This is a genomic window from Paenibacillus sp. FSL R7-0331, assembly GCF_000758645.1.
In the GTDB taxonomy this organism is placed as follows: Bacteria; Bacillota; Bacilli; order Paenibacillales; family Paenibacillaceae; genus Paenibacillus_AQ; species Paenibacillus_AQ camerounensis.
Window position 1 is genome coordinate 1,225,961 of the sequence record NZ_CP009284.1, and the last position, 26,315, is coordinate 1,252,275.

The window sequence follows — 26,315 nt, forward strand, 5'->3', positions numbered from 1 at the left end:
TTAATGGCACCGGCAGAGGGCTGGAAGAACAAGCGAAAGACTGCTCCCGGACATTACGCCGGGAGCAGTCTTTTTTAAAGCCGTCTTATTCCAATATAACCGCTCCCTATTCAGGGCGTCTTGCTTACTGGAAGCTGCGGCCCTGGTTCATGGATGAGCCGTAGCTCTGGTTCTGGCTGCCCATGGAGCCGATGGCACCCAGGGTTCCGATCCGGCTGATAGAGCCGGACGGGCTCATCGTGCTGCCTGGATCAGCTGGTGTATGCATGGTATGCATAGGCTGCTGATTATAAGAAGCATACCCCTGAGCACCGGTATTGTAGCCGGCTGATCCGGCATGATAGCTGTCCGCTCCGGTGCTGTGGCTCATTGGACTGGAATTGTAGCTGGCAGCCCCGGTATTAAAATGCGGGATGCCGGTATTATAGCCTGAATTTGTATTATAGCTTGGGCTCATGTGTGTATTGTAGCTTGGATTCGTATTGTAGCTAACCGCTTGTGAGCTCTGCTCCAGCTGTCTCAGGGTTTGAGTCACCTGCTGCAGCTGCTGGACAGCAGTGCTGTGACCCTGCAGCGCCTGCTGGATAACCTGGCTGGCCTTATGCTCACGCTGTGCCAATTCCTCCAGCTTTACCGCGTTTTGCTGCTCCTGCTGGAGAAGCTGCTGATAGTTTTGGCTAGCCTGCTGAGTCTGGGCGACAAGCTGCTGGATAATGGTTTCACACTGGCTGATTTGGCTGGAAAGATTTGAATTCAAAGTCATTGCCTCCTTGGCATGTTCGGTTTGGTCATGCGGGTTTATTATCTCTGGAGGCTGAGCTGAATATGCATGAGCAATCGCCGAGGGGACAGGCCCGAGCAAATAGGTACAAGCCGTGCAGCAACTTCCGCGTTCCATTGCCGTCTATGTATAAAAGAGTTTTCCAGATTAACCCATAAGGTGGAGGTGGGGCAACATGAAAGAGCAAGGAACCGCCGGACTTAACAGAACCGGCAAGCTGCTGGGCATCAAGCTGCCGCTGGTATTTTTACTGTTGTTTACGGCCTGTTTTCCCGGGATGGCATCAGCTGCAGCAGGCTCTGCAGCGTCCTCGGATCTGATTGTAGTCAACAAAAAAACGAACACACTGGGCTTTTTTAGCGGCGGCAAGCTCGAAAAGGTATTTCCGGTTGCTACAGGCAAAACCAAGAATCTGACGCCGGAAGGGACGTTCCGGATGGTGCTCAAAGCCAAAAACAGGCCTTATTACAAAGATAATATCCCCGGCGGCGACCCGGCCAATCCGCTTGGCGACCGCTGGCTGGGGCTGGAGGTGAATGGTACTTACGGGACTACCTATGCCATTCACGGCAATAATAATGAGGCTTCAATCGGCAAATATGTCAGCGCAGGCTGCATCCGGATGCATAATGACGACATCCACTGGCTCTATCCCAAGGTGGCTAAGAACACTCCGGTAATCATTACAACGTCCAGCCTCGATCTGAAAAGTATTGCTGCGAAGCACGGCTATTCTGCCGGGCCGACAATGCTGGCAGGCGCTTTTATCATGGATGGTGAGACCGTTAAGGCGAAGGATGCTTTTGTGCTGGATAATTCCCGGGTATATGTCCCCTTGAGGGAGACGGTTGCGCTGCTTGGGGGGAGCCTGACGCAGGAGCCGGGTACCGGTTCGCTGGTCATTCGGATAGGCGATTATACAGCAGTCCATAAACCGCTAAGCGGAACAGCCAAGGTCAACGGCAAAGAGGTAACGATCCTCACTTCGCAAAATATTAACGGCCGTCTGTACATTCCGCTCAGCAGCCTGACCCCGCTGTTTGGTTTATCGTTTACGTGGAACGCCAAGGAGGGAGCAGTGAAGCTGTGAATGTGCTTCACTCAAGCGCTTTGTCCAGCAGCAAGCCGCCAGGCTGCAGGCGGCGGATAACCTCGTCCGTAACCGGCCTGCCGGCTTGCTCCAGCGCATACAGTATGGCTCCAGCTGCAGGGGGGAGCTGCGGTGTTACCATCTTGTACAGCTTGTTCGGCGCAGCTTTCAGCCCGTCCCGCAGCTTGTCCTGAAAATAACGGCTGCCGGCCACACTGCCGATAAAAGCAACCGGTACAGTAGGCTCCCGGAAGGCTGCACCCAGCAGCTCTACACCGGTGATCATCTGCCGAATTGCCCGGCTGCAGACCCGGATGGAGGCAGAGCTCCCAAGCTCTGCCTCTTTGGTAACTACAGGCGCGAACCGGCCGAAGTGCCGGTCCCGGGCTTTGCGGTCGGCGTCGAATCCGCCGGAGGCCAGGCTGTATAGCTCTTCTACAGAGGTTACCTCCCAATGCGCCAGCATCCTGGCAACAAGCCGCTCATCGCTGAAATCCGTAAGCCCGGCCAGCACCTCAAATACCGCCTCGTAGCCAAGCAGCCTGGCCGCACTGGCCGCATAATGATGAAAATCATAATTGCGCAAATACCGTCCTTCTTCATTTATCGCAATCAGAATAGAGCCGGTGCCCGCGATTGCAATAATGCCCGGCCGGGCTAGATGTGCGCCGTAATGGGCAATTAAAGCATCGTTAACATGCCATCTGGGACAAGCCAGACCAGGAACCGCTGTGAGCGGGGCAACCCATTCCAGATCCTCGGGCGAATCAAAGCCAGCGATGCCTGCTGCGATGCCTATAACACGGCTCTCTTTAATACCACCCTGGCTTATAACCTCCGTTATAGCTGATTGCACATTAGCTTGAACCGAAGATTCCCGGTAGATGGAAGCGCTACCTTTAATGCTGCAGGCAAGTATATTTCCGTGAATATCAGCGGCGATGGCCCGGGTATTCGTTCCGCCTCCGTCTATTCCAATCACAACATCCTTTTGCTGCACTGCGGACACCTCTCCTCTTTTTTACAGCATACTATATTAGGCAATACAATGAATAGGATACGGAAGGTATAACTGCTGTGATCCCTCCGGTGGAGAAGCACCCGGTAGAAATGGTATAATTTTCAGCAGTATATGTGTTAAGACACTGGGAGGCCTGAAACGATGAGTGAACAGCTTGTGGAACAATTGGAATTATGGCACGAAGAGGACGAATTCGAGGAAATTGTGGATGCTGTGATGGAAATTTCAGAGGAGGACCGGGATTATGTGCTGGTCAGCCATTTAGGAAGAGCACTGCTTAACCTTGAGCGTTACGAAGATGCGCTGGAGCAGCTTATGTCCGTTGAGGAGGAAGGCGGGGAAGATCCGCTCTGGCATTACCGCACCGGGTTTTCTTACTACTATCTGAAGCAGTATGACAAAGCTGTCGTTGCATTTGAAAACGCTGACCGGCTTGATCCTGAGGATGAGGATACGCTGGAGTTTCTGGCGCTGAGCCGGCGCAAGGCCGCCAAAAAAGCAGCCAGAGCGGCAGCAGCAGAAGCCTCCTCCAAAAAGACATCAGGAACACGGCCGCTGCCGAAGTTCGATGGCGCTAATTTCTGGGCAGACAGCGCAGAGGGGCAAGAGGACTATGTGTCTGAGCCGCTTACGGACGAGCTGGTCGAATCCGTGCAGGAGCAGCTCGTGTTCAAGCTGCCGGACTTCTACATTGCCATGACGAAGCAGCAGAACGGCGGCGTTCCCCGCAACACCAAATATCCGCTGGGGAACCAGGCCGCCGAAGCCGGCAAGGATCACATTGTGATCTCCGGAATCCGCGGCATCGGCCGGGAGGCGAAATATTCACTGTGCGGTGAGCAGGGCAGCCTGGCAGTCATTGACGAATGGAATTATCCTGAATTTGGCGTGGTCATCTGCGATGCACCATCGGCCGATCAAGGGGTTGTAATGCTCGACTACCGGCCTGCCGGCAATGACGGGGAGCCGGAAGTAGTCTACGTTGATCTGGCGAATAGCCGTAAGGTTACATATTTGGCCAAGAATATGGAGAGCTTTATCCGCGGCCTGGTGAGTGCAGAGCTTGCTTAGATTGTAAATATAAGCACGGAGTACAATGTGCTGCCGAAGCAATAAATAAAAGACGGTTCCCGTGATTCTTACGGGAAGCCGTCTTTTTTCCATCTACTGTATACTGGCTGTTACGTTATCCAAAAACAGATCTGCATCGCTATTGAATTTCCAGCTCACCCCGAATTTATCGACCAGCATCCCAAAGCATGAAGACCAGGGAGTATCGGATAACGGCATAATGACCTTTCCGCCCTGAGATAAACCTTCAAAGTATTCCGCGAGCTTTTGCTTATCATCAATGACCAGGCTGATCAGTATATTATTCCCTGTCATTAGCTCGCCTGTTACCGCCTTCATTGAAGGCAGAATGTCCGACATCATGATCTTCCCGCCTGTGAATGTTATGGAAGATTCCATGATTAGATTCAGCTCGTTTTCCGGCATCGGGTAACTCGGATTCTGGGGAATATCCCCATACTTCGCTTTTTTCACTTCATTTGCGTTTAAAGCTGCCGAGTAAAAATCGATCACTTGTTCTGTAGTTCCATCAAAGTTCAGATATGCAATAGCTGCCATAAATACAACCTCCTTCTTGTTATAAAGGAAGTATAATGGATAATAGGTGACATCTTATTGTCACTGTTTTTTTGGAGATGAGAAAAGAGGTGAGCCGATGGAAAAGGTTGAGAGACTAATCTCTATTATTATGATTCTGCTGAGGAAGGAGGTTGTCTCCAGCACAGAGTTCGCACAGTTATTTAATGTTTCCAAAAGAACAATTCTTCGCGATATGGAAACCTTGAGTTTATCCGGCATCCCGGTCTATTCGGTCAATGGAGTTAACGGGGGCTACGGTATTTTGAATGAATACAAGGTTGATAAACGACTTTTAACCAGCTCGGACTTAGAGAACATCCTGATTGCACTGGGCGGCCTGGAACAGATTTTAATCAGCGGGGAAGTTGAAAGGACAATCAAAAAAATAGAAGCGATGGTAGGTCCGCTGGCCCCTAAAAGCTCCATCCGGCTTTCTTTTTATAATTGGGAGGGCCGGTCTGAGCTCAGTAAAACCGTGGCGGTATTTCAAGAATCCATACTGAAGGGCAGACTCGTTTCCTTTGATTATACAGATAAAAACGGCATTGCGACGAAAAGGACTGCCGAGCCCTATCAGCTTCAATTCAGCGAATCAAGCTGGTACCTCAAAGGCTTCTGCTTACAGCGTATGGAATACAGGACATTCAAATTATCCCGGACCAATAACCCTTGCATGCAGGGGCAATCGTTTAACCCGAGAGATGATTCTGCGGAACAAGCGCAGGAAGCGGGTTATCAACCGGAACTGGTCACAGTAAAGGCGTTGATTTCGCCTGGTATAAAGGACCAGTTTATAGAAAGATACGGACAAAAGAGTGTCGAATGCTACAGCCCTGAACTGTTCATGGCAACATTTCTTGTTCCTCATGCCAGTGTAGGATTTGATTTTCTGGCAGGATTCGGTACAAGGCTGCAAATTGTTGAACCTGAATCATATGTCGAAGCATTCCGGAATTATATACTTGAAATAGTTAAGAAATACCATTAATTTAGGATTGCCTCCGCCGGGCAAAAACAATTATAACCGTTCTGACCCTTATCATCGCCATCCAGATTGTTTATATTATAAGTATTACTGATTTCGGACAATACGGAGGACACCGGCTGATGAATAACTAACACGTTTCCTGAAAGATGACCAGTTTACTTGTGATGTGCATAAGCACATGCCACGGGACACCTGCTTAGGGTGTACGGTCAGGGATACGTGTGTCTGCCGGGACTCATGCGATATGGAAATTTGGCTGGCAAAAGCTTAACGATGCGCTTGGAGCTACCTTCAGGTGTATAGTTATTCTGCCGCTTATTTCCTGTACGCGGCTCCCATCATACGTTTCCTGTACCGCAGCCTGCTGGCTGCGGTTTTTTGCTGCTGTTTCTGTTACGGATGCGGCAGTCAGCCTTGGAGCTAATACGGAAGCGGAGGAATGTATATGACTGCAATGACTATATTAAAGGCGAAGAATTTAAAAAAAGAATGGGATGGCATCCCCTTGTTCGAAGGGGTATCCTTTGAAATTGCGGAAGGAGAGCGTGTCCTGCTGTTCGGCCGGAACGGCACCGGCAAAACAACCCTGCTGCAGGGCCTGCTGGGCAGGCTTGCTTTTGAGGAAGGCACCGTCTATTGCGGCCTGGAGCGGGAGGAATGGGGCGTACTGGATCAGCAGCTGGAGACGGATTCCGGCGTTAGTGTTCTTGAATTTGTGTTGTCAGCATCAGAGCAGCTGGCCGCCCTTAAGCAACGGATGGAGCAGCTTGCCCGCAGGCTGGAAGAAACAGGCGGCACGGATGAGGCGGCAGTGGCAGAGTACGGGGAGGCCTGTGACAGCTATATGCTGCTGGACGGATATGGCTGGGAAGCTAAGGCGGAGAAATGTCTCCGGCAGCTTAAGCTGGACCCGTCCCTATGGAATCATTCTTACCGGCGGCTCAGCGGAGGCCAGAAGACGCGCGTACAGCTGGCTGCAATGCTCGCCCGGCAGCCGAGGCTGCTGGTGCTGGATGAGCCGACCAATCATCTCGACGAGGAGACGATGGCATGGCTGGAGGAGTGGGTGCGGACTTATCCCGGTACGGTGCTGTATGTGTCGCATGACCGCATGTTTATCGACCGGACTGCGACGAGTGTGCTGGAGCTGAGCCCGGCAGGCTGCCGCCGCTATCCAGGCGCTTACACGCAGTACAGGGAGCAGAAGGAGCTGGAGCTTAAGACGCTGGAAGGGCGGCACAAAAAGCAGGAGCTGGAAAAGGAAAAGCTGCTGGAAAGCATCCGCCGCTATGCCCTGTGGTTCCAGCAGGCACATACTGCCGCCGGGCAAAATGATTTTCTGCGGTCCAAGTCGAAGAAGAACGTCTCGCGCCTGCATGCGAAGGAAGCCAGCCTGGAACGGCTGGAGAAGAACCGGGTAGAGCTGCCGAAGGCAGCACCCCAGCTGAGCATGAAGCTGGAAGGCGAGGAATTTCAGGGGGATGCACTGCTGGCGGTGGAGGATATCAGTCTGGGCTACGCAGGCGGACCGCAGCTGCTGGAGCATTTCTCGCTTACTGTACGCCGGGGGGACCGGCTGTCCGTGCTCGGTCCGAACGGTGCCGGCAAATCCACGCTGCTGAAGCTCATTGCAGGTGCTGTCAAGCCGGACGGAGGCACGATGCGGTTACATCCCCGCACGAAGATTGCTTATTTCGCCCAGGAGCTGGAGCATCTGAATCCGGAGCTGACCCTGCTGGACAGCCTGCTGGAGCTGCCGGGCATGACACAGACGGAGGCGCGGACCATTCTCGGCTGCTTCCTGTTTCCGCGGGAGGATGTCTTTAAACGAATCGGCGATCTCAGCCTCGGCGAGAAATGCCGGGTCGCTTTTCTCCGGCTGTATTTCGGCAAGGCTAATCTGCTGGTGCTGGACGAACCAACCAACTATCTGGATATCGACACCCGGGAGCGGGTGGAAGAAGCGCTTGCCGCCTACCCCGGCGGTCTGGTAATTGTCTCGCATGACCGTTATCTGCATACCACAGTCGCCAACCGCCTGCTGCTGCTGGGCCGGGGGCAGAGCCCGCAGTTCTTTTCCGGCACTTTCGAGGAACATTATGCTAAGGAGCGCAGCCGGGTGCTGACTCCGGAGGAGCAGGCCCGAGAGGGTGAGCTGCAGCTGCTGGAGCTGCGGATGGCCGGACTGATGAGCAGGGAAGCTGCAGGCACAGAGGCGGAGGACCGGGAGCTGCTGCAGGAAATTATGGCAGTACGCGGGGCAATTAGCACAAGGTTAAAGGAAATCTGACATCGGAAGAGAAGTGAATATAAGGTAAATACATGAAGAGATTGGGGGAAGCACTCTCAAATGCGGAATAAAGGAATGAGGCTGGCGGCTGCGCTGCTGCTTTTGTCCAGTCTGGCGGTACCGTCAGCGTACACCTCGGCGGCAGCAAAAAGCGTAAAGGCGAAGGTGAAGGTGAAGGTCACACTGGTCAGCATGGAGCTCACCGAAAATAATCATGTCGGCAACGAATGGTACACAGCCGGTTACATCAACGACAAGGAAATAAAAGAAGGCTCATCGGTCGTCCTGGACTTGAAGGCAACGGAAAGCATCAAGCTGAAGGGCTATGTAGAGGAGCAGGACAAAATTCCGGATAAAGGCGAAACGGTCAGCACCATTAAAGTATCCGAGCTTTCTAAACCGGTTACCAAAGCGGTAAAAGTAACGGTGACAGAAAACCGCGGACGATACTCCGGCAATACGGCGACCTGGAAATTTACTTTTAAAGTGCAGAAGCAGTAAGGGCGGCGGAGCATCTGACGGACAGTATAACGGAACGTTTAGCGGAGAGCGAAGCTGGCCAGCAGCCTGACAGCCTTTTTGTCATTTGTCATTCTTATTGACGGCTTGTTAGTATAGCTTTATTTAAAATAAGACGTTCAACTGACAGCAATAATGCTGTGTTGAACGTCTTTTTATACTGCCTGCAATGCAGAATCCTGCGGTATCCGTCTAGCCTACCTTGAGCACAGCCTTAATCCATTTTTTCAGTGCCGTCGGTGTACCATTGCCTGCCCACTGCTCAAGGGCTTCATCCTGCCGGCTCATATAAGCATCCAGCTTCTCAGCCAGCAGCTTGTCGAAAGCCTCCGGCTCCCCGGAACGCTCCGCCTGAAGCTCCATGATCAGCAGGGGCCAGCTGTAGCCGCCCTTGCCGAAGCTGTGCTCGGGATAACGCTTCGCCAGCTCCAGCACAGACTCCAGCGGCTGGCCCGCAGCCAGCTCGGCAGCGAGATAGCTGCCGATAAAGCGGTGGCTGGGATCTGCCTCCATCGCCAGGGCAAACTGCTGCCGGGCTTCGTCCAGCTTGCCCTGATACATCAGGGCGAGGGCATTGAGGGAGCGGTCGTAGCTGCCTTGCTCCTGCCCGTTCAGCTCCAGATACAGCGCATAGTATTGGTTGTAATTGCTCCAGTCGGAGCGGTCCAGATAATAATCTGCCAGATTAAAAGCAAAGTTGGCATCCGGACGCAGCTCCACCAGCTTCACTAATAAGGTCATCGCTTCATTTATGGTCCCGGCATCCCGGGAATAGGAATGCTTGGCAAACAACAGATGAATCAGCATTTTGAGCGCATGGTCATCCTGCGGATTCGCGGCGTAATCGCTGCGGTAGGCCTCCAGCGCTTCTTCCGGCTTTCTGTCCGCAACCAGCTTATCCGCAGCAGTCATAGTTCTGGATTTCAAATAGAAGAACGGCAGATTGCCGACGGTTTCCTCATTAAGACGATAGCCGTTGCTGCGCGTAATGACACGGCCTTGCGCATTGTAAGCATCAATGCTCCAGGAGAACCTGCTATCCGGATCGGCAAAGCCGAGCAGGGAGGCGGGTGAAACGGACTGCCAGTCCCCCCCGCTGCTGCCGGTAGAGAAGCCGCCGCTGTTATACAGCTCTTTTACCGGAACCTCAACCTGATTATCCGTAATCCGTTGCCGGGTGATATAGCTGAAGGAGCCGCCTTCGTCATCGACTATTGTAGACAGATTGTAATAAGCAGCTCCTTCTACAGCTTCCCACTTGAATTGTACCGTATCTCCGGTTAACACTTGTGAATTAACCGGAGATTGCAGCTCCAGCAGCGGCTGAAGCATAATGGCATGTGTGACCGTGCTGCCAGCCTGAAGTTCAAGCCAGTCGTCAGACTGCACCGGCCAGGTCCAGCCGTCGATCTGCTCAAAGCTGAAGCCGAGCTGAATCTGATAGAATCCGGGTATGACGCCGGAGAACTGAAAATGTCCTTCGGCATCCGTAACAGTCTGGTAAGGCTCAGAATCATAGCTTACACTGTGATACAGCTCGTTTTCCGCGCGCAGGAATATTCCTGCCCGGGCGACTGGAGTGCCGTCGCTTTTTGTAAGCGTACCTGACAGGGCGGCAGGTGCATTAAAGCCCAGTTTTACAGCTTCCTGCAGTGCTGTCTGAAGCGCGGCAAGCTGCTCCTCTATGAGGGAGGATGTGCTATTCACCTGTTCAGTTTCCTTGCTGCTGCTGTCCGGGACGCTGCCGTCTGCGCTGCCGCTGGCTGCACTGCCGGAAGCGTTCTGCTGTGAACTGCTGACAGCCGGGTTAAGCGCAGCATCCCGTTCAAGCCAAATCTTACGGTATTCCTTGAGGGCGCCGTTCACCAGCTCAAGAGCCTCACTGCCCTTACCTTGTGCGAACAGCAGCCGTCCCTGCAGCCAGGCTGCCCTGGCATCCAGCTCTGATTCGTTATACTGGACGGTATATTCCTGCCGGGCAAGCAGCTCCCCGGCCTGTGCGAACTTTCCGGCATTCAGCGCCCGCTCAGCCCGGAGCAGGGTCAGCTCGCGGGCGGCTGAAGACTTGCTGCTAACCCTGCCTAAGGCAGCGGCAATAGCCTGATCTGCCTGATTCCCTGCGCTGCCTGCCGCGTCATACTCGTAGACCAGCTGTTTCAATGCATTCTGCATCGAGTAATCTGCCGGTCCCGCCTGAATATATTCCTCCAGCAGCTTTATCCGGTCCCCGGGCAAGAGCGGTGAAATCTCCTCATCCTGAGGCTGGTTCACCCGGCTCATTGAACTACCGGCATATACGTTGAACCAGTAAGCCGGATAGGAGCTGTCCGGCTCTACAACCGTCTCACGGATCAGCTGCATTCTTGCGCTCCCGCTGCTTGCTTCGAGCTTCTGCAGCAGCGCTGTCCGGGCATCCGCAGAAGCCTGCTGGGCCGGATTCAAGTCAGCCCCGGCTGAAGGCCGGGTATACACGAAGACCGTCAGCAGGGTGAGGGGAAGCAGCAGAACAAGCACCAGATGCTTCACCTTGATTCTAATGTTCATGCTGCTTCACCGCCTGCTCGTAGAGGTCTTTCCAATAGGTGTTGCCTCCGGTTTCGATCAGTTCCCGCCGTTCCTGCAGCTCGACTGATTGCTGCTGCTTTGTTGTAATCTGCGGGGTGTAGAACAGCAGAATTCCTGTTGCGAGCACTGCTGCGGCAGCACTTAGCGGCTTCAGCGGAATGTCCAGCTCCTTATTCCACAGCGCAGAGAGACGTGCCCGGACGGTCGGAGGATGGGTCTGCTTCAGCACCCGCTCATGGCCGGAGAAGGTGACATGAGCCAGCTCTTCTTCCAGCCGCTGCCTGAGCGTTTCACGTTCATTGTCCATTTTCACAATCCTCCTTCTCCAGGATGGTTTTTAGCAGCACCCGTCCCCGGGCGAGCCTTGATTTGACTGTGTTTTCCCGTGTTCTCAGCTGAGAAGAAATTTCCCTTATACTCATCTCGTGGTAATAGTATAGTGTCAGGCATTCGCGATACATATAATCAAGGTCTCCGATAGCCTCCGATAGCTTCCCGCTGTACCATTCTGCCATAAAAAGCTCCTCGGCTCCGGCGGAAGCTTCGCCCGCAGCCTCAGCCCACTGTCCGCTTTCTGCTGCCGGAAAAATACTCTGCCAGCTCCATGTCCGCTGCCTCATCCGGCAGCGGTTAACCGTGATCGCAATCAGCCACGGCCGGAGCCGGGAGGGCTCCTGGAGCTGGCTGATTTTGGCATAAGCCTGGATGAAGGTGTCCTGCACAGCCTCTTCGGCAGACTGGCGGTCCCTAAGCAGCAGACAGGCCGTTCTTAGCAGCATATCCCCGTACTCATCCATCAGCTGGCGGAGCGCCGATTCATCTTTGGCTTTGATTCTCTCTATAATGTCCAGACGATGCTCCCTCCCTTTACTAATTAAGATGCGGGCTGAACGGATATGGTTGCGTGCATGAGCAGGAAAATAATTTGCAGCAGGGCAGAAGTATACGATCACATACCGTCATCTGCAACCTTTAATACGTCCTGTACGTCAGAACCATTACTTCTAACAGCTTGAATAATCAAGGAGATGACAGCATGACAACCACATTCAAAAAAGCAGCAGGAATTATTATACTGGCCAGTGTATTTGGGCTTACCGCCTGTAATTCCTCCGCCAGCACGGGGAACAGCGCGGAGGCAACAAATACCCCCGCAGCAGAGGCTACTGCCAGCCCTTCGCCGGCGGCAGCTGAAGGATCCGCACCCCCGGCAACTGCGGCAGCCCCGGATACAGCGGCCGGCAATACCTCAGGAGCTGTTGCTGCCGACAGTGCCGGACAGCTGAAGGAGCTGCTGGAGCTGGCCCGGCAGGGCAAGGTCCCCGGGGTGGAATATGCTGCGCACAGCGGAATGATTGACGAAGTCGAGGCGGCATGGGGTGAGCCTGACACCAAGGAGTCTGCAGGTAAAGGGATTTATTCCACCTACAGCGCAAAGCATGTTGTGTTCGGCTCGAACAAGGGCAGCAAGATATTTGATGTCCGGTCCAGTGCGGCTGACCTGCAGCCGCTGACGCTGAAGGAGATTGAACAGACGCTCGGCAAGCCGGATGATACTGCGGTAAACGGCAATGACAAAATTTATATTTACCAGGCAGGTAAGGAGTACCAGCTGAAGTTTATCATCCCGGAGGCAACAGGCACCGTGGATCATATATCGGTGTTTTCCGAGCAGGACTCCTTTAACAATATGGCGGGATAAATAGTGAGAAAGAGCAGATCTGCGACAAGAGCAGATTTGCTCTTTTTTTTAGTCGTTACATACCCCTCCGGAATTCCGGCTGTTATAATACATCCATGGATTTATCCGTGGAAAAGAGGAACCTGCGATGCAGCTCAAATTGGATGAAAGCAACTTTACTGTGGCAGACGGTGAGATTACCCTCCAGCTTCTGCCCAAGGAATATGCGCTTCTGGATTTTATGTACCGCAACAAGGGACGTACCTTCACGCGCGGACAGCTGCTGGACAAGGTCTGGCCGCTGGAGTATCCGGTGGAGCGGACCGTCGATGATCATATTTACCGCCTGCGCAAAAAACTCCGTCCGTTCGCGGGACTCATACTCCAAACGGTACGCGGCTCCGGTTACAGCCTCTCCCTGGCGGAAGCGGCGCCTGTCCACCTGCTTAATCCGACGACCCATGACCCGGAGCTGCGAAATACGATGACAGAGGTATTCAATAAATTTCATGTTTACGGCCAGGGGAGGTCGATGCTCAGTCTGGCCAGCCAAAAGGATATTCTCGGCTATGAGCTGGACCCGCAGGTCGCTGTCTCGGTTCATTTTGTACAGGGCGATCTGGAATGGCTCATGCATACGGAGGAGGTTCCGCTAAAAGACCGGCTGTTTCATTTGTTTCTATTCTACATGTTCACCGGTGAACCGGAGGTTAAGCTTGCGGTTTGTGAGCGGGTAATCTCTGCGCAGGTGCTGCATCCGGAGGATCAGCTGGAGCTGGACATCCTGACCATTCTCGATCTGTTCATTCTGGCCGGTGAGCCTGAGCGTGCGCTGGATCGGCTCGTCCGGTCCTATCAGGTAATCTCGGAGACTGAATATGAGAATTTTGTACCGGTAACTATGATTACCGAGCTGTTTGCGCAGCTCGCTGCAGGAGCCGGAAACGAAGTGCTTATGCAGATAGATCAAGCTATTGTGAAGGCTTTGCAGGAGAAGCCCTTCCTGAGGGAAACCGGCAGTTATAACATTGTAAAAGGGCTCTGGCAGCTGCGGAATAATCAGCCTGCTGAAGCAGAAGCGCTGCTGGATGAAGGGCTTGATGTGCTGGAACGGTCGGGATTCGTTCCGCTGCGCCTGTACGGCTTTTACCGGATCTGTCATTATTGCCGCCTGTACCTGCCTTCACACCCGCTGCACCGTAAATATGAACGCAGGTTTGCTGCTGTAATGGAGGATATTGGACTGGACCGTTTTGAGCAGCCGCTGGAAGAATTGCTGATGCAGGTGCTGAAATCGTAAATCCTGATTCTCTTGAGCTCCCTCTGATAATGCTCTGACATTTCTCCTGTACATTAAGCTCATAAGATGACTTGATTCATCGAGACTATGTAGATATCTGGAGGAATGTCAGATGGAAGCTTCACCTAAGCAGGGAACAAGCCTGCTTCATAACAAGGTCTACGTGCGCATATACAGCGCATTTGCCACTGCCAGCTTTGGCGACTGGTTCGACTCCCTGGCTATTCAGGTGCTGGTCGGGTACCGCTGGCAGGTCAGCCCGCTGATGCTCGCCATGATTCCGGTGGCAATCGCGCTGCCCAGCATTCTGCTCGGCTCCGTAGCTGGCGTTGCTGCTGACCGCCTGAACAAGCTGAAGCTGATGCGGGTATGTGATCTGCTCACCGCAGTGCTGACGCTTGTGCTGTTACTTGCCCCGAATATGTTCTGGCTGCTGCCCCTGCTGTCACTGCGCTCCGCCATTTCAACAGTCAATGTGCCTGCCCAGCAGTCCTTGACCCGCAGTATTGTCAGAGAGGATCAGCTGCTCCAGGCCTCTTCACTGAACGGGCTGGTTAACCAGGGCTCCAAAATCGCCGGCCCGCTGCTGGGCGGCCTGGCGCTCACCTTCCTTACACCACAATGGTGTATCGTACTCAATGCCATGCTGCGCGGCTGCTCTTATCTGCTGCTGCTGTCAGTGCGCAATATTCCCGCCGGATCTGAGCCGGTGCCGCAGGCTGCTGAAGAGCAGATTCCGCTGCGCACCATGTGGAAGGAAGGGTGGAGCTTTATGCTGCGGAGCCGTATTCTGCTGAATATGATGGTGTACGGTCTGTTGGGGGCGCTCGCTATTCAGGTTATTGATTTTCAGTTCACCAGCCTGTTCCGGGTCTATTCTCCGACAGGGGAAGCCGTGCTGGGCTGGATGGTCGCCGCTTCCGGTGTAGGTGCGGTGCTGACTATCCTTCTATTAAGCAAATTAAGCAGTGCTGTCAGCTATACGTGGCGGCTGGGGATGGGCTACATGCTGATTGGTCTGTCGGTTGCCGGCCTCGGATTGCTGCAGCCGGGTGCTCCGGTCATCTGGGTGCTGCTGCTTGGCTTTATATTGGGGGCAGGGAATGGTGCCTTTGCTGTTGCCTTCAACTATATGCTGCAAAAAGAAACCCCGCCGCACATGACCGGCCGCGTCTTCGGCATCCAGAACACGGTGCTTAGCGCTGTAATGATCCTTGCTCCGCTGCTTGGCGGTCTGCTGGTCGGGTTCGCCGGACCGGGCCGGATTTTCCTGATCTTTGGCCTTATTCAGACGGCGCTGGGGCTGGCCGGCCTGATCTTCGGGCGGGCGCTCTGGCAGGAGAAGCGGGAGGTTAAGGCCAGCCGGATGGAGCAGGCGGGGTAGGGGAAGACGGATTGAAGTAGTCGTAATTATAACCTCTTCACGCGGAATCAGATCCTCATCCAGCGCATTGTATTAGCGCATCAGCCTCTCCCTGACTGCTGCCGGTTCCCGCTGGCTGTCCATTGTCACTTAAGTCACGCGGGGTCAACCTATCCGGCTGAGTCCTGAGTCCATCCATGCAGGCGTTCCCGGCTGTTATAGCTATGCTGCTGTCACTGTACTCTGTACATCTAAAAGCAGCTTTATGAGCTGATTCAGACAGATAAGTGTATTCCGTACAGCTATATTCTCCATTTCCCGCCGTTTGCGGGAATGGGGCTTTTTTAGTTGTATGAAGTACACTTAAACCGCTCTACTAGGGCAAACCCGGCTGGTTTAGCTGTACGAAGTACAACTATTCGCCCCCCGCCGGCACATTGGATTACTCCTACGTACATATAGCGACGCCGTCACTCTAAATTTGTACCTTCGCGGATCATTAGTGGGACTGCCAGCTGACACCAGGGAAGAGAGCAGCCGTCCAGCATAGCGCCTAAGTACGGACAGCAAATAGCCCTTCGCACTGTGCGGAAAAATCCGCAGGATACGACGAGCTATTCTGTGCTTCCAGCACCTTTACGCAGCCGGTAAAAGCGCGCCGTATTCGCGCTCAGCAGCGCTTCTGCCTGAGCAGGCGGATAGCCGTGCAGCGCGCCCCATGCTGCAGCAACATCGCGGATCATGGCCGGGTGCGTGAGCCGTCCGGCAAAAGGTCCCTCAAACGGCCAAGGCCCGTCCGTCTCCGCCATAACCAGCTCAGGCGGGTAACGCCTGGCCAGAGCCTGAATCTCCGGCTCGTAGATGATATCCGGAGTGAAGGAGATATAATATCCGCGCTCAATCATCCGGAGGACAGCTTCCTCTGGCCCTTTGAACCAGTGAAAGTGGGCTTCCCGGATGCCGTGCTTGTCCAGCAGCTCACAGGCGGTCAGCGCATCCTCGTAGACGGCATGCAGCACCACCGGCTTGCCGAGCCGTGCGGCCAGGCCAAGCATAGTGTCCAGCAGCCGTATATACGGCTCCATCGCAAAAGGCTCGCCGCGCTCCAGCGCTTCTGCCCGGCTATAGTACGGCAGGCCGACTTCACCTATGGCCGCCATGTCTGCGCTGTGTTCCTCGATAAAGCTAAGCAGCATAGCCAGCTCTGCTTCCGCAGGCAGCGGCTGTTCGGGATGATAGCCGTAGGCCGGCTTAATCAATCCGGGAGCTTTGCGCACCAGCTCCTTGGTGCGGATGCAGGAGGCCAGGTTCATCGAGACGGCAATCAAGCCGTGGACGCCTTCTGTAGCAAGTGCGGGCAGCATATGCTCCAGCACGTCAGCGTCATATTGCTCCAGATGAATATGGGCATCAATCATTGGCGGTCAGCTTCTTCACCGTTGCCGGATATTCATCGAATGCAATGAAGGTGACAGATTCCGGCTCCAGGGCTTTCCCTGAAGCAGCCGGTTTATAAACCAGCTTCAGACTTCCGATGCTCTCCAGGAATCCGGTCGTCACATTCACTTCAGCCGTCAGCCGGTTATTCTCCACCATGTAGTAAGTAACGGAGCCGATTCCTGCTTTTCCGCCGATATTCGGGTCGTCGCTGCGGTCCGGCAGACGCAGGGTCACCTGTGCAGGAGAGGCACCGGCAAGCTTCAGCGAAACGAGCATATCCTTGCCGTCTGCAGTGATGCTGGAGGATACAAGCTGAGTTGCAGCCTTCCAGGCTTCAGGTACAGAGAGCTCCTGCCAGGTCTTCGGGTTAATCACATGGATCTCCTGCTCTACAATTCCTGTTCCTGTACCTAATGTGAGAATAACAATGGCTTCGGGTTGTCCGTCCTTATTGATATCATTGTAATACAGCTCTGGCGGGTGGCTTAAATCCCGGTAGGTCTGCCAGCCGTATTTGTGCTTTTGTCCGTTTACCTCAAGTATATAGCCTTTATAGGCTGTCTTGTCTTTAAGGGCGGCGTAGATTTTGACTTCCGGATGGTCTTCTGCGGCAGCAAGCGCTTCGGTAGGGACCCGCACGGTTGTGCTTACGCTGCCTGATATAATGGATACTGAGTTCTGCGTCTGATCCAGCCGGAAGTCAGCTCCGGATATGAGATTCAAGGCAGATGCCGGAATATACATACGTCCGTTCCGCAGTATAGCCTTGCCTTCAAGCGCAGTTGAGCTGCCATAGTAGAGCACCAGCTGGCTGCCCGGTTTAACCATCGTACTGGTGCTTTCAGTGGTAATTGTTAACAGCTTTTGCTTGTTGTCCCACTGGAGTGCTGCAGGGTAGAACTCGGTGAGCACCCGGACCGGTACATACGCGATGTCCTGGTCGAGAAACGGATGTAAAGGGGTAAGCGCAGCTTCCCCGTCAACAATCAATTTAAGCGGTGCAGCGGCAAACGTTTTATCTATATCAAGACCCGACGGGCATACGGCAATTAACATTGCGGCAGCTACGCTGGCGATCCATCTTTTCATGAGTAAATCCTCCATTTATATAGGCTTTGCATTAATCTAGCAGAAGTAGCTTCTATTAGTATAAAGCAAATTCAACGTGTGAAGGTCACTTTCTGTTAACATTGATAAGACAAGCTTGTTACGCTTTGGCGGCGGCAGCAATGAATGGAACATATGATCGGAAAAACAACGAAAATAATGCCCCGCAGATGGACGCCAGAGCGTTGTCCATGTCTGCGGGGCATTGCAGCTTGCACAGTATTCATTTATACGGAGCGCTTCATTCCCGGAGCAGCAGCTGCAGGCCGGAATGCGGCGGATTTGTCTTTTTTATGGAACAGGCTGCGCAGGTAGCCCAGTACCCAGCGGTCGAGACCAATTGCACCGGCATTTGCGGCGGATACGATGATAATGACCTCCATCAGCAGCAGCTGGACATTCGTACTCACAGTACCCGAGAGCAGGTAGGCGGTATTCATAACCAGACCCATCAGGGCAGCAAAGGTGGTGAAGGTACCGAGGATCAGTCCCAGACCGACCAGGAATTCACCTGCCGGAATCAGAAGGTTGAAAAAATTAACATTCGGCAGAGCGGCATGCTGGAGGAAGCTGCCCCACCAGGCTTGTACGGAGGCGTCTTCTCCGACACTTTTGGCAATGGCGCCTTTCAGGAAGCCCCCGGCATCAAAGCCTCCGGTCAGCTTATGCCAGCCGGCCTCAAGCCATTGATAACCTACATATATACGAACAACAGTCAGCAGCAGCATAGCGATTTTATTAGTACGGAACCAGGTGTTAAACATGATATCCACTCCTTAAAGTTTTGTTAGGAATACTACCGGGATTAGGCTTCTGGCAAAACTGCTCCGGAAGCATAGGCCAAGTTTTGTTAGGAATACTACCGGGATTTATTTTTACCGGTACAGTAGGTTTCGTTTCTCTTTGTCGTATCGGATGATCATCTTCGATGCCCTTATATTAAGTGATTTTTTTCACAATAGGTGTGATATAAATCACAATTATCGAATTAATTTTTATATCAAACTAAAATTTGAATATTTTTAAAACAAAGCATAAAAAGACTTGCGTTCGCCTCACCAAATGATGTATTAAGGAGAAGCTTGACACATCATTTGGTTAAAATTAACATGGAAGCATGGACGAAAACAAAATATTGGCGGTCATCGGCCGCATTCACCGGAGTGGCAACAGGTTTATCGAACGGGAGCTCAAACAACATAATATACACGGTATTGCCCCTTCACACGGGGATATTCTGTATCAGCTGTTCATCCGTGAGGATATTACGATGAATCAGTTATCCTGCTTAATTGATAAGGATAAGTCGACTATCACAGCTCTGGTAGACAAGCTGGTACGGCTGGAATATGTAAAGCGGGAGCAGGATCAGACTGACGGGAGAATCTTCCGCCTGTCACTCACAACCAGGGGCAGAGAGCTGAAGCCGGTATTTGAGGCGGTGTCGTCAGCACTTCTGGCTGCTGTATATGAAGGCTTTGCACCGGAGGAGAAGCAGCTGCTGTTAGGTTTACTGGATAGAATTAAGCTGTAGAACAGCGATGCGGCAGAACAGGTCTACAAGAGGCATCTTCTTGTAGACCTGTTTTTTATAGCGGCTCCAAATAAAATGAACGAAGTTTGCGGAACCCATACCTGGAGCAGCTCGGAATTATGATTAAACCAAGGTTTTGATTAAGAGACAAGGCCTGCTGGCGTAGAGTCAGCAGGCCTTGTCCTTTGTTATTCTGCTGCCTGGTTAGAAAGTCCTACATGCAAAATATATACGGAATTTCGGATATATATACAGTGATGCATTGAGCTTGCCATCCTATATTTTGACATATACCTCTAAAATATGTACGGGAGGTAGTTCAGATGGACAAGCTCAAGATCCTGCGCAAGCAAATAGAGTACGAAAGAACTATGCTTAATCAGATGGAACAGACCTATGGGCTGCTTCATCCGCGCGTAATCAGACAGTCTATGAAGCTGGATGAATTAATTAATACATACATAAGAATGGTTTCCGGCGGAAAATAGCATTAAGCTGATCCGTGCCGTTAACCAGCATTATTGCTGCTATTGGTTTATGCCCTCGAAGGCAGCGGCCGTTATCGTTTTGATATAAGCCTCGTCCAGCACATCCCCAGTAATCAGCAGCCTGTAAAAAATAGGACCATACAGCAGATCGATGCAGCAGCCGATATCCAGCCCGGGCTTTAATTCTCCCCGTATCATTCCGCGTTCCAGCAGCTGGTGCGCCTCCTGCCGGCGCGGGGCAAAGAAACGGGCCCGGTAAGCCTCGGCAAGTCCGGCATCGAATTGCCCTTCGCCAATCAGCTCGGTAGTTACCTTGCCCTCCCGGCTGCGCAGGAAGACAGCCAGGTTGGCCGCATGAATCACAATATCCTCTTTAACAGAGCCGGTATCCGGCACGGGTAACCGCGCCGAAGCAGCAGAGAGATAGCCGTCCATAACAACAGCTGCTTTATTAGGCCACCATTTATAGATGGTGGCTTTGCTGACTTTGGCCCGTTCAGCGATTTTATCCACCGTTACCGCACCAAAGCCTGTTTCCAGCAGCAGCTCGTAGGAGGCAGCCAGAATCGCAGCCTCTGCTTCGTTATTGCGCGGGCGTCCTCTTTTTTTATCCATATCTTCATCCCTCCGGTTTATAATCCGTTCAAACACAGCTTGTGCAATAAATCTAAACTATACGTTCATTATACAAAATATCCGCGGAGTATAGCCAATCTGGAGCAAAATGAACAGGCTTGGAGACGGCATCAGAAAATCACTGAAACCGCCTATTTACAAAACTGTACGTTCAGTATATTATATAATCATAATTAATAAACTAGACGTTCAGTATTATAAATGAGAGGTGGAGTTAATATGAATCAGGCAACTCAAATGAACGGGGTGACCGGGGCAGGAAAGGCTGCGGAGAGCGCAGCAATGCCCGGCTGGATCACCTTTTTGCTGGCAGCCTCGTGCGGACTTATTGTCGCCAATCTGTATTATGCCCAGACACTGATCGGACCGATTGCCGCAGCAACGCATCTGTCATCCGGGGCGGCGGGACTTATAGTAACCCTGACTCAGCTCGGTTATGTTCTCGGCCTTTTGTTCGTAGTTCCGCTCAGTGATATTATCGAAAACCGCCGGCTGACCGTAATTTCACTTATCGTCGTTGTTGCGGCGCTGGTTGCGGCTACACTTGCTCGAAGTGCGGTGCTGTTCCTGAGTGCTTCGCTGTTCATCGGGCTCGGCTCGGTAGCAGCCCAGATTCTTGTGCCGTATGCTTCCTTCCTTGCTGCTGAGAAGCATCGCGGACGGGTAGTAGGCAATGTAATGAGCGGGCTGCTGCTGGGCATTATGTTCGCCCGTCCGCTGGCAAGCTTTGTCTCCGGGCTCTGGGGCTGGCATGCGATCTATGCCATTTCAGCTGTTATCATTGCTCTGCTTACGCTTCTGCTGTCCAGAGTGCTGCCGCAGCGCCAGCCGGTTCCGGCAATGAACTACAGCGGGCTGATCCGTTCCTTGGGAACACTGCTGATGAATACGCCTGTGCTGCGCCGCCGGGCCATCTATCAGGCCAGCCTGTTCGGAACGTTCAGCCTGTTCTGGACGACCATTTCATTGCGGCTGGCTGATACGTACCACCTGTCCCAGCAGGGGATTGCCTTGTTTGCCCTGGCCGGTGTTGCCGGAGCTGTCGCTTCACCGGTTGCCGGAAGACTGGCTGACAAGGGCTGGACCCGTCCGCTGACCGGACTCGCTTTTCTGCTTGCCGGCGGTGCCTTCCTGATTGCTTATCTGTTCCGCAGTGATTCTGCGGTGTCGCTCGGTCTGCTCGTTGCCGCTGCTATTCTGCTGGATATGGGCGTGTCTGGTAATCTGGTGCTGGGCCAGCGGGCGATATACTCCCTTGGCAATGAAGCAAGAGGGCGGCTTAATGGACTATTTATGGCGATCTTCTTCATTGGCGGAGCGATTGGCTCGTCACTGGGAGGCTGGGCTTATGCTTACGGGGGCTGGGAGCTGACCTCACTGATAGGGATAGCGGTGCCTGCACTGGCTTTTGTGTATTACCTCACGGAGAAGAAACAGGCGTAAGATGATTGTTATACAAGCATTACACCGAAACGCAGAGCTGCTCATCAGGCCGGATTTTGCCGACCCGGCGGGCGGCTTTTTGCTGCACCGGATACAATGCAACATAAACCGCATACAAAGGGTCGGGCAGTAAGGGATACTGGAGATGAATGGTTGATCCGGCTGGAATTTTTGCAGGGCTTGTAATGAAATCCCCATTGTCCGCGTATTAGCTGGGGTGAATCACTTGGCCCGGTGAATTTGCGTAAGAAAGGAGAGCTTGAGAGAGATGCAAGAGCGCGCATTGCTGCAATCGTTTTGGCACCGGAAAATGAAGGAAGACCCCGCTGCTACACCCGTTAGTATGGATACGGACAGGGTGTTCACTTCCATATTTGAAGACTATTATTCGAGGATATTCAACTATACCGCTTACCGCGTCAGCTGCCGTTATACGGCGGAGGACCTGACCAGCCAGGCTTTTGAAAAAACGTGGTCCAAGCTGCACAGCTACGCCCCGGACAAAGCACCCTTTGAGGTGTGGCTGTTCGCTATCGCCAGAAATGTCGTGAACGATCATTACCGCAGCCGGAAGAGAAATCTGTTTTTTCCGCTGGAGGCGGTCCGGGAGCTGGTATCGGGTAAAAAAACGCCTGACGAGCAGCTGCTGGAAGGGGAGCGCAACAACCGGCTGGGCATGGCACTGGATACTTTATCAGCCAAAGAGCGGAATATTGTAGCGCTGAAATTCGGTGCAGACCTGAAAAATACAGAGATCGCCAGTCTCACCGGAATATCCGAGAGCAACGTCGGCGTGATCCTGTACCGGAGCATGAAAAAGCTGAAGGCTGAAATAGGGAGCGTGGAGCAGCTATGAAAAAAGAGTATGTGCAGGAGTTTGCAAAGGCTATTGATGACGGTCTGCATTTGACACATGCTCCTGACTGGAGCGGACCGCAGGAATCACTTGAGCTGCTTGAGCTGCTCGAGCTGGGCCGGGCACTGGCCGGACAGGATTACAGCAAGGCTCATAAGGCGGCAGTGCTTGCCAAAGTACAGAGCCGTACCCATCTTACACAGGAGGCAAAACCTATGAAAAATAAAACAGGGTGGAAACGCCCGGCTATGGTAATGGCATCTCTTCTGGTGGCCGGTGCGCTGAGCATCAGCTTCGTCAAGCCGTCATACGCCCAGGAGCTTCTAGGCAGAGTGCTGCAGAGCATTAACCTCGGCAACATTATTGCCCATGAGATGGATACCACGCAGATTCCCGATTTTCCAAAGGAATGGGAGGGTAAGCTGTTCGACAAGGACGGTAACGTAATCACTTCTGATTCGCTCAAAGTTGATGAAATTTATAATGCCGCCGGAGAGCAGATCGTTAATTTTGACGGGGATAAGCTGATTACCAAAAGTGAACAGGAGCAGCGTGATAAGGAAGCAGCTGAGCGTATAGTGGCCGTGAAGAGCCGGGCGGAGCTGGACAAATACGCGATGTTTAAGGTTAAGCTGCCGGAGTATCTGCCGGAGGGATTTGCTTTTGACCGGGGAGAATTCTACAAGTCGGAGGAAGGCGTTAACGGCAAGTATCTCGATCTGTTCTTTAGCAGTGAACAAGAAGGGCAGGATCTCAAAATGCACTTCCGCTATTCCGACAAGGAAACGGCCTATGAAATTTCCTTCAGCGGTAAAGTGGAGCCGGTAAAGATTAACGGTGTGGACGCCGTAATGATGGATGACCGAAATCTGGATTGGGAAGCCGATGGCGTGTTGTACAATGTTATAACCCACGGTCTGGAACGGTCAGAGGTGCTGAAGATCGCCGAATCGCTCCGTTAACCGGAGGCTGGCCGGTATCGGCTGGACATATAAGAGAGAAGCCCGCCCTGTAGCGGGCTCTTTCTGCTGCCTTGGGGCAGGCCAGACTTCAGAATTTAATATAGTGCAGGCAGCGCCGGAGAAAACGTCTGGTATATACGAATGAAGCATACAGCAGCAGAGCAAGCCCGAGCCCTAACGGGAAACTGAGGATACGCGGCAGATCATACCCGGGATAGAGGGTGAGCGAGATGCCCTTCCAGCCGAATAATCCTAGAAAAGCTGCTATTACTGATAGGATTGAACAGAATGCGCTGCCGGCTGTCCATACACCCAGAATTGGAAGCATAAACAGGCTGACAAAGATTTTGCCGGCAAGGGATACAGCATTTTTGCGGAAAACAGTAACGTTATTCATTCTGTGGTTCCTCCTTTATTGTTGAGCTTAATGATCGTGTTCACTGTGGAGGCCTTGTCGATATGCAGACTTTCCGAATAACGCACCTCCTGAATGCGGCACCCCGGTCCGATGCTGATCCTGCTGCCGCAGACCAGCTCAGCTTCCGTATACTCAAGATCAATATAGTTTCCTTCCAGCTGGCGGCAGTCTAATCTGTAAAAAGGTCCCTTGAGCAAAGGAAAAGCAAGCAAGGAGCCGCTCACGGTCAAGGAGCCCTGTGTTGTCAGCTGATCTATTCTGCTGCGGGCGCTCAGGCGGAGGATTACCGATTCAGTAGCGGTCAGCCGGCCCAGCTGTACGGCCCCTTTTGCCAGAAAGGTTACTGCGGTAATGTCTTCCGCCGCCGACAGGTATCCGCTGGACCGGACATGCTCTGCCTCCATACTGTGTACCCTCAGGCTTCCGAAGCTGTCAACCTGTTCCGCCAGACAATGCCTGGCAATCCGGCATTCTCCCGACACCTTAAGCCGGCCTGCAGTCACTGTTCCTGACGCATTGAACTGGCCAAACACATCAACTGAAGAGGCAGTCAAATCTTCACGCCGGGTGTGGGCACCTCTTACCTTAAAGGGAGGCATATCTGCTATCACCGGTTTGGCGGATGGACTAAGCATATAGTGATCACCTTCAATCTCAATTTATTATAGTAGTTAAAATATATACTCATTGAAATATATAGTCAATAAAGCAAATCTCGCTTTTGCGCACAAAAAAACACCGCCTCATTAGCAGAGGCAGTGCGGGGCGGAGTATGTTAGCCGGTGATTTCATTCATCAGGCTGTTGATCTGGTGCAGAGTATCTGTTAACTTGTGCAGCTCGGCAATCTCAAACCTGTCGAACAGCTGCAGAATCCTCCGGGTTCCTTCCCCGGTAATTTCGATGTTGACCACTCTGCGGTCCTCATTCGTGCGGACCCGCTGAATCAGGCCGGCCTCTTCCAGCTTGTCACACATGGAGGAAGCGGCGCCCGGTGTAACAACGAATCTTTCTGCGATTTCCGTTATCTTCAGGCTTCCGGCAAGCTGCAGCTGAAACAGCAGCATGAGCTGATTCTGGCTCAGGCTCTCATTCTTATTGATTCGTTCAATGAACACCTGTGATTTCTGCTGAACGGCAGCCATTGTATCCATAAGGCCAAGAATAGCCTGTGATTTTTGTTGATCCGTGCTCATCGGCAGACACGCTCCATAACTATTTTAGTTATTAAAATATATAGAGATTATAACTTTATTGTCAAGCAGCACATATGTAACATGGAAATATTTTTTCCTATGCTATAATGAGCAAAAATGATGTTGCGGAGGCTGAAAAGCTTTGATAAACCAAAATGAAACAAGTCATGGGCAGTTGCTGGAATCTTTGAAAATATCATTGCCGCTAGTGCAGCGTTTATTTCCTATTGATGTCATGTTCGCTCTGGCGGATGTAGAGAAGTTCGTCTACTATCTTCCGGGAGTGGAGCTGGATGTCCGCATTGGGGAGGGCATGCCCGTCCCGCCAAGCGGAGGAATACGAGCAGCGCTGGAGACAGGTGAGACGGTAAGTGCTAATATTCCCAAAGAAATCTACGGCCTGCCCTTCAAGTCAACCTCTATGCCCATCCGGGACGGGGAAGGGGGAGTGACCGGTGTGTTTACCATTGGCATCAGCCTCAGCAACCAGGAAACGTTAAGCGATGCCGCCAATTTGCTGACGGTCACTTCCGAAGAGATCAGCTTGACCTCGGAAGAAATTGCGGGCACCGCTTCTGATCTGGCCAACATAGTAAGTGATCTGAAGGGGCTCGGCCAGACCGTGGTCGAAGAGCTGCACAAGACCGATGAGATTCTGGATTTCATCAAAAAAGTGGCCGACCACTCCAACCTGCTCGGTCTTAACGCAGCCATTGAAGCGGCACATGCCGCCGAGCACGGCCGGGGTTTCGGCATAGTAGCGCAGGAAATCCGGAAAATGTCCGTCTCCAGTGCATCATCAGCCAAAGAGATTACCGGCATCCTGGATAGAATCAAGAAGAACATTCATCAGCTGGATGCAACGCTGCTGGACTGTCTGGCACAGAGTGAGCGTCAGGCTGCGGCAACCGAAGAAATTACGGCCTCCATGCAGCAGCTGGCTGCCTCCGCAGCAGAGATTGAGAAGATAGCCCGGTTGATATAAGGA

Annotated in this window: 27 protein-coding genes; 14 read left to right on the forward strand and 13 right to left on the reverse strand. The window is 52.7% G+C overall.

The features are described from left to right. Nucleotides 1-124 precede the first annotated feature (124 nt). Nucleotides 125-757: a hypothetical protein gene (locus R70331_RS32410; protein ID WP_331281499.1), complete on the reverse strand. Its 633-nt coding sequence runs from the start codon at nucleotides 755-757 to the stop codon at nucleotides 125-127. 199 nt (nucleotides 758-956) lie between these two features. On the opposite strand from R70331_RS32410, the gene R70331_RS30335 reads away from it, so the two are divergent. Next, nucleotides 957-1,871 carry a L,D-transpeptidase family protein gene (locus R70331_RS30335; RefSeq protein ID WP_052418929.1) on the forward strand — a complete coding sequence of 305 codons (915 nt, stop codon included), beginning with the start codon at nucleotides 957-959 and terminating at the stop codon, nucleotides 1,869-1,871. 7 nt (nucleotides 1,872-1,878) lie between these two features. Here the strand turns inward: R70331_RS30335 and R70331_RS05200 are convergent, their stop codons facing one another. Beyond that, complete coding sequence (locus R70331_RS05200) at nucleotides 1,879-2,871, reverse strand: N-acetylglucosamine kinase (protein WP_052418930.1); 993 nt, start codon at nucleotides 2,869-2,871, stop codon at nucleotides 1,879-1,881. 162 nt (nucleotides 2,872-3,033) lie between these two features. On the opposite strand from R70331_RS05200, the gene R70331_RS05205 reads away from it, so the two are divergent. Then, nucleotides 3,034-3,963, forward strand: a complete 930-nt coding sequence (locus R70331_RS05205) for an SMI1/KNR4 family protein (RefSeq protein WP_042173457.1) — start codon at nucleotides 3,034-3,036, stop codon at nucleotides 3,961-3,963. A 93-nt stretch (nucleotides 3,964-4,056) separates the two neighbouring features. Here the strand turns inward: R70331_RS05205 and R70331_RS05210 are convergent, their stop codons facing one another. Next, nucleotides 4,057-4,521, reverse strand: coding sequence for a VOC family protein (locus R70331_RS05210; protein WP_042173459.1), 465 nt, complete (start codon nucleotides 4,519-4,521; stop codon nucleotides 4,057-4,059). 97 nt (nucleotides 4,522-4,618) lie between these two features. On the opposite strand from R70331_RS05210, the gene R70331_RS05215 reads away from it, so the two are divergent. The 3 genes from R70331_RS05215 (at nucleotide 4,619) to R70331_RS05225 (ending at nucleotide 8,321) form a co-directional block, all read left to right on the forward strand. After that, the gene (locus tag R70331_RS05215; protein ID WP_042173461.1) at nucleotides 4,619-5,530 is read left to right on the forward strand and encodes a helix-turn-helix transcriptional regulator; all 912 of its coding nucleotides are present in this window, start codon (nucleotides 4,619-4,621) and stop codon (nucleotides 5,528-5,530) included. A 445-nt stretch (nucleotides 5,531-5,975) separates the two neighbouring features. Further along, nucleotides 5,976-7,820 (forward strand): ribosomal protection-like ABC-F family protein, encoded by a 1,845-nt coding sequence (gene abc-f, locus R70331_RS05220; RefSeq protein WP_231576408.1) that lies wholly within the window; start codon nucleotides 5,976-5,978, stop codon nucleotides 7,818-7,820. A gap of 60 nt (nucleotides 7,821-7,880) precedes the next feature. Then, complete coding sequence (locus R70331_RS05225; RefSeq protein WP_042173463.1) at nucleotides 7,881-8,321, forward strand: hypothetical protein; 441 nt, start codon at nucleotides 7,881-7,883, stop codon at nucleotides 8,319-8,321. Between the two features lie 210 nt (nucleotides 8,322-8,531). Here the strand turns inward: R70331_RS05225 and R70331_RS05230 are convergent, their stop codons facing one another. Genes R70331_RS05230 through R70331_RS05240 form a run of 3 tightly spaced genes read right to left on the reverse strand, consistent with a single transcriptional unit; the run spans nucleotide 8,532 to nucleotide 11,857 of the window. Beyond that, the gene (locus R70331_RS05230; RefSeq protein ID WP_042173465.1) at nucleotides 8,532-10,883 is read right to left on the reverse strand and encodes a carboxypeptidase-like regulatory domain-containing protein; all 2,352 of its coding nucleotides are present in this window, start codon (nucleotides 10,881-10,883) and stop codon (nucleotides 8,532-8,534) included. Continuing rightward, on the reverse strand, nucleotides 10,873-11,211 hold the full coding sequence (locus R70331_RS05235; protein ID WP_042173467.1) for a hypothetical protein: 339 nt from the start codon (nucleotides 11,209-11,211) through the stop codon (nucleotides 10,873-10,875). Before R70331_RS05235 ends, R70331_RS05230 begins: the two co-directional genes overlap by 11 nt. Continuing rightward, the gene (locus R70331_RS05240; protein ID WP_231576409.1) at nucleotides 11,201-11,857 is read right to left on the reverse strand and encodes an RNA polymerase sigma factor; all 657 of its coding nucleotides are present in this window, start codon (nucleotides 11,855-11,857) and stop codon (nucleotides 11,201-11,203) included. Before R70331_RS05240 ends, R70331_RS05235 begins: the two co-directional genes overlap by 11 nt. Before the next feature lie 83 nt (nucleotides 11,858-11,940). Between R70331_RS05240 and R70331_RS05245 the strand changes: the two genes are divergently transcribed. From R70331_RS05245 to R70331_RS05255, 3 genes are all read left to right on the forward strand, one after another. Further along, nucleotides 11,941-12,606: a YjgB family protein gene (locus R70331_RS05245; protein WP_042173469.1), complete on the forward strand. Its 666-nt coding sequence runs from the start codon at nucleotides 11,941-11,943 to the stop codon at nucleotides 12,604-12,606. Between the two features lie 127 nt (nucleotides 12,607-12,733). After that, complete coding sequence (locus R70331_RS05250; RefSeq protein ID WP_042173471.1) at nucleotides 12,734-13,885, forward strand: winged helix-turn-helix domain-containing protein; 1,152 nt, start codon at nucleotides 12,734-12,736, stop codon at nucleotides 13,883-13,885. Nucleotides 13,886-13,997: 112 nt separating this feature from the next. Next, entirely contained in the window at nucleotides 13,998-15,269 is a 1,272-nt protein-coding gene (locus tag R70331_RS05255; RefSeq protein ID WP_042173473.1) for an MFS transporter, read from the forward strand. A gap of 593 nt (nucleotides 15,270-15,862) precedes the next feature. Here R70331_RS05255 and R70331_RS05260 read toward each other — a convergent pair. The 3 genes from R70331_RS05260 to R70331_RS05270 form a co-directional block, all read right to left on the reverse strand. Beyond that, nucleotides 15,863-16,666 carry a TatD family hydrolase gene (locus tag R70331_RS05260; RefSeq protein WP_042173475.1) on the reverse strand — a complete coding sequence of 268 codons (804 nt, stop codon included), beginning with the start codon at nucleotides 16,664-16,666 and terminating at the stop codon, nucleotides 15,863-15,865. Next, entirely contained in the window at nucleotides 16,659-17,777 is a 1,119-nt protein-coding gene (locus R70331_RS05265; RefSeq protein ID WP_042173477.1) for a stalk domain-containing protein, read from the reverse strand. Before R70331_RS05265 ends, R70331_RS05260 begins: the two co-directional genes overlap by 8 nt. A 245-nt stretch (nucleotides 17,778-18,022) precedes the next feature. Beyond that, complete coding sequence (locus tag R70331_RS05270) at nucleotides 18,023-18,559, reverse strand: DoxX family protein (RefSeq protein WP_042173479.1); 537 nt, start codon at nucleotides 18,557-18,559, stop codon at nucleotides 18,023-18,025. A gap of 353 nt (nucleotides 18,560-18,912) precedes the next feature. Between R70331_RS05270 and R70331_RS05275 the strand changes: the two genes are divergently transcribed. Both R70331_RS05275 and R70331_RS30985 read left to right on the forward strand, forming a co-directional pair. Then, a complete protein-coding gene (locus R70331_RS05275) occupies nucleotides 18,913-19,329 on the forward strand; it encodes a MarR family winged helix-turn-helix transcriptional regulator (RefSeq protein ID WP_042173481.1) in 417 nt (138 codons plus the stop codon). A gap of 323 nt (nucleotides 19,330-19,652) precedes the next feature. Continuing rightward, entirely contained in the window at nucleotides 19,653-19,817 is a 165-nt protein-coding gene (locus R70331_RS30985; protein WP_081947476.1) for an aspartyl-phosphate phosphatase Spo0E family protein, read from the forward strand. Between the two features lie 39 nt (nucleotides 19,818-19,856). On the opposite strand, the gene R70331_RS05280 is transcribed toward R70331_RS30985, so the two are convergent. Then, nucleotides 19,857-20,432, reverse strand: a complete 576-nt coding sequence (locus R70331_RS05280; RefSeq protein WP_042173484.1) for a TetR/AcrR family transcriptional regulator — start codon at nucleotides 20,430-20,432, stop codon at nucleotides 19,857-19,859. Nucleotides 20,433-20,672: 240 nt separating this feature from the next. Between R70331_RS05280 and R70331_RS05285 the strand changes: the two genes are divergently transcribed. The 3 genes from R70331_RS05285 to R70331_RS05295 all read left to right on the forward strand — a co-directional run bounded on the left by R70331_RS05285 (nucleotide 20,673) and on the right by R70331_RS05295 (nucleotide 23,714). Continuing rightward, nucleotides 20,673-21,896, forward strand: coding sequence for an MFS transporter (locus R70331_RS05285; RefSeq protein ID WP_081947477.1), 1,224 nt, complete (start codon nucleotides 20,673-20,675; stop codon nucleotides 21,894-21,896). Between the two features lie 268 nt (nucleotides 21,897-22,164). Further along, entirely contained in the window at nucleotides 22,165-22,752 is a 588-nt protein-coding gene (locus R70331_RS05290; protein ID WP_081947478.1) for a sigma-70 family RNA polymerase sigma factor, read from the forward strand. After that, a complete protein-coding gene (locus R70331_RS05295; RefSeq protein ID WP_042173486.1) occupies nucleotides 22,749-23,714 on the forward strand; it encodes a DUF4367 domain-containing protein in 966 nt (321 codons plus the stop codon). Before R70331_RS05290 ends, R70331_RS05295 begins: the two co-directional genes overlap by 4 nt. An 88-nt stretch (nucleotides 23,715-23,802) precedes the next feature. Here the strand turns inward: R70331_RS05295 and R70331_RS05300 are convergent, their stop codons facing one another. From R70331_RS05300 to R70331_RS05310, 3 genes are all read right to left on the reverse strand, one after another. Beyond that, the gene (locus R70331_RS05300; RefSeq protein ID WP_042173488.1) at nucleotides 23,803-24,111 is read right to left on the reverse strand and encodes a hypothetical protein; all 309 of its coding nucleotides are present in this window, start codon (nucleotides 24,109-24,111) and stop codon (nucleotides 23,803-23,805) included. Further along, complete coding sequence (locus tag R70331_RS05305; RefSeq protein ID WP_042173490.1) at nucleotides 24,108-24,767, reverse strand: hypothetical protein; 660 nt, start codon at nucleotides 24,765-24,767, stop codon at nucleotides 24,108-24,110. The genes R70331_RS05300 and R70331_RS05305 overlap by 4 nt, the downstream gene beginning before the upstream one ends. 140 nt (nucleotides 24,768-24,907) lie before the next feature. Further along, nucleotides 24,908-25,327: a MarR family transcriptional regulator gene (locus R70331_RS05310; RefSeq protein WP_042173492.1), complete on the reverse strand. Its 420-nt coding sequence runs from the start codon at nucleotides 25,325-25,327 to the stop codon at nucleotides 24,908-24,910. A 187-nt stretch (nucleotides 25,328-25,514) separates the two neighbouring features. Between R70331_RS05310 and R70331_RS32275 the strand changes: the two genes are divergently transcribed. Continuing rightward, nucleotides 25,515-26,312, forward strand: coding sequence for a methyl-accepting chemotaxis protein (locus R70331_RS32275; protein ID WP_269322281.1), 798 nt, complete (start codon nucleotides 25,515-25,517; stop codon nucleotides 26,310-26,312). Nucleotides 26,313-26,315: the final 3 nt, after the last annotated feature.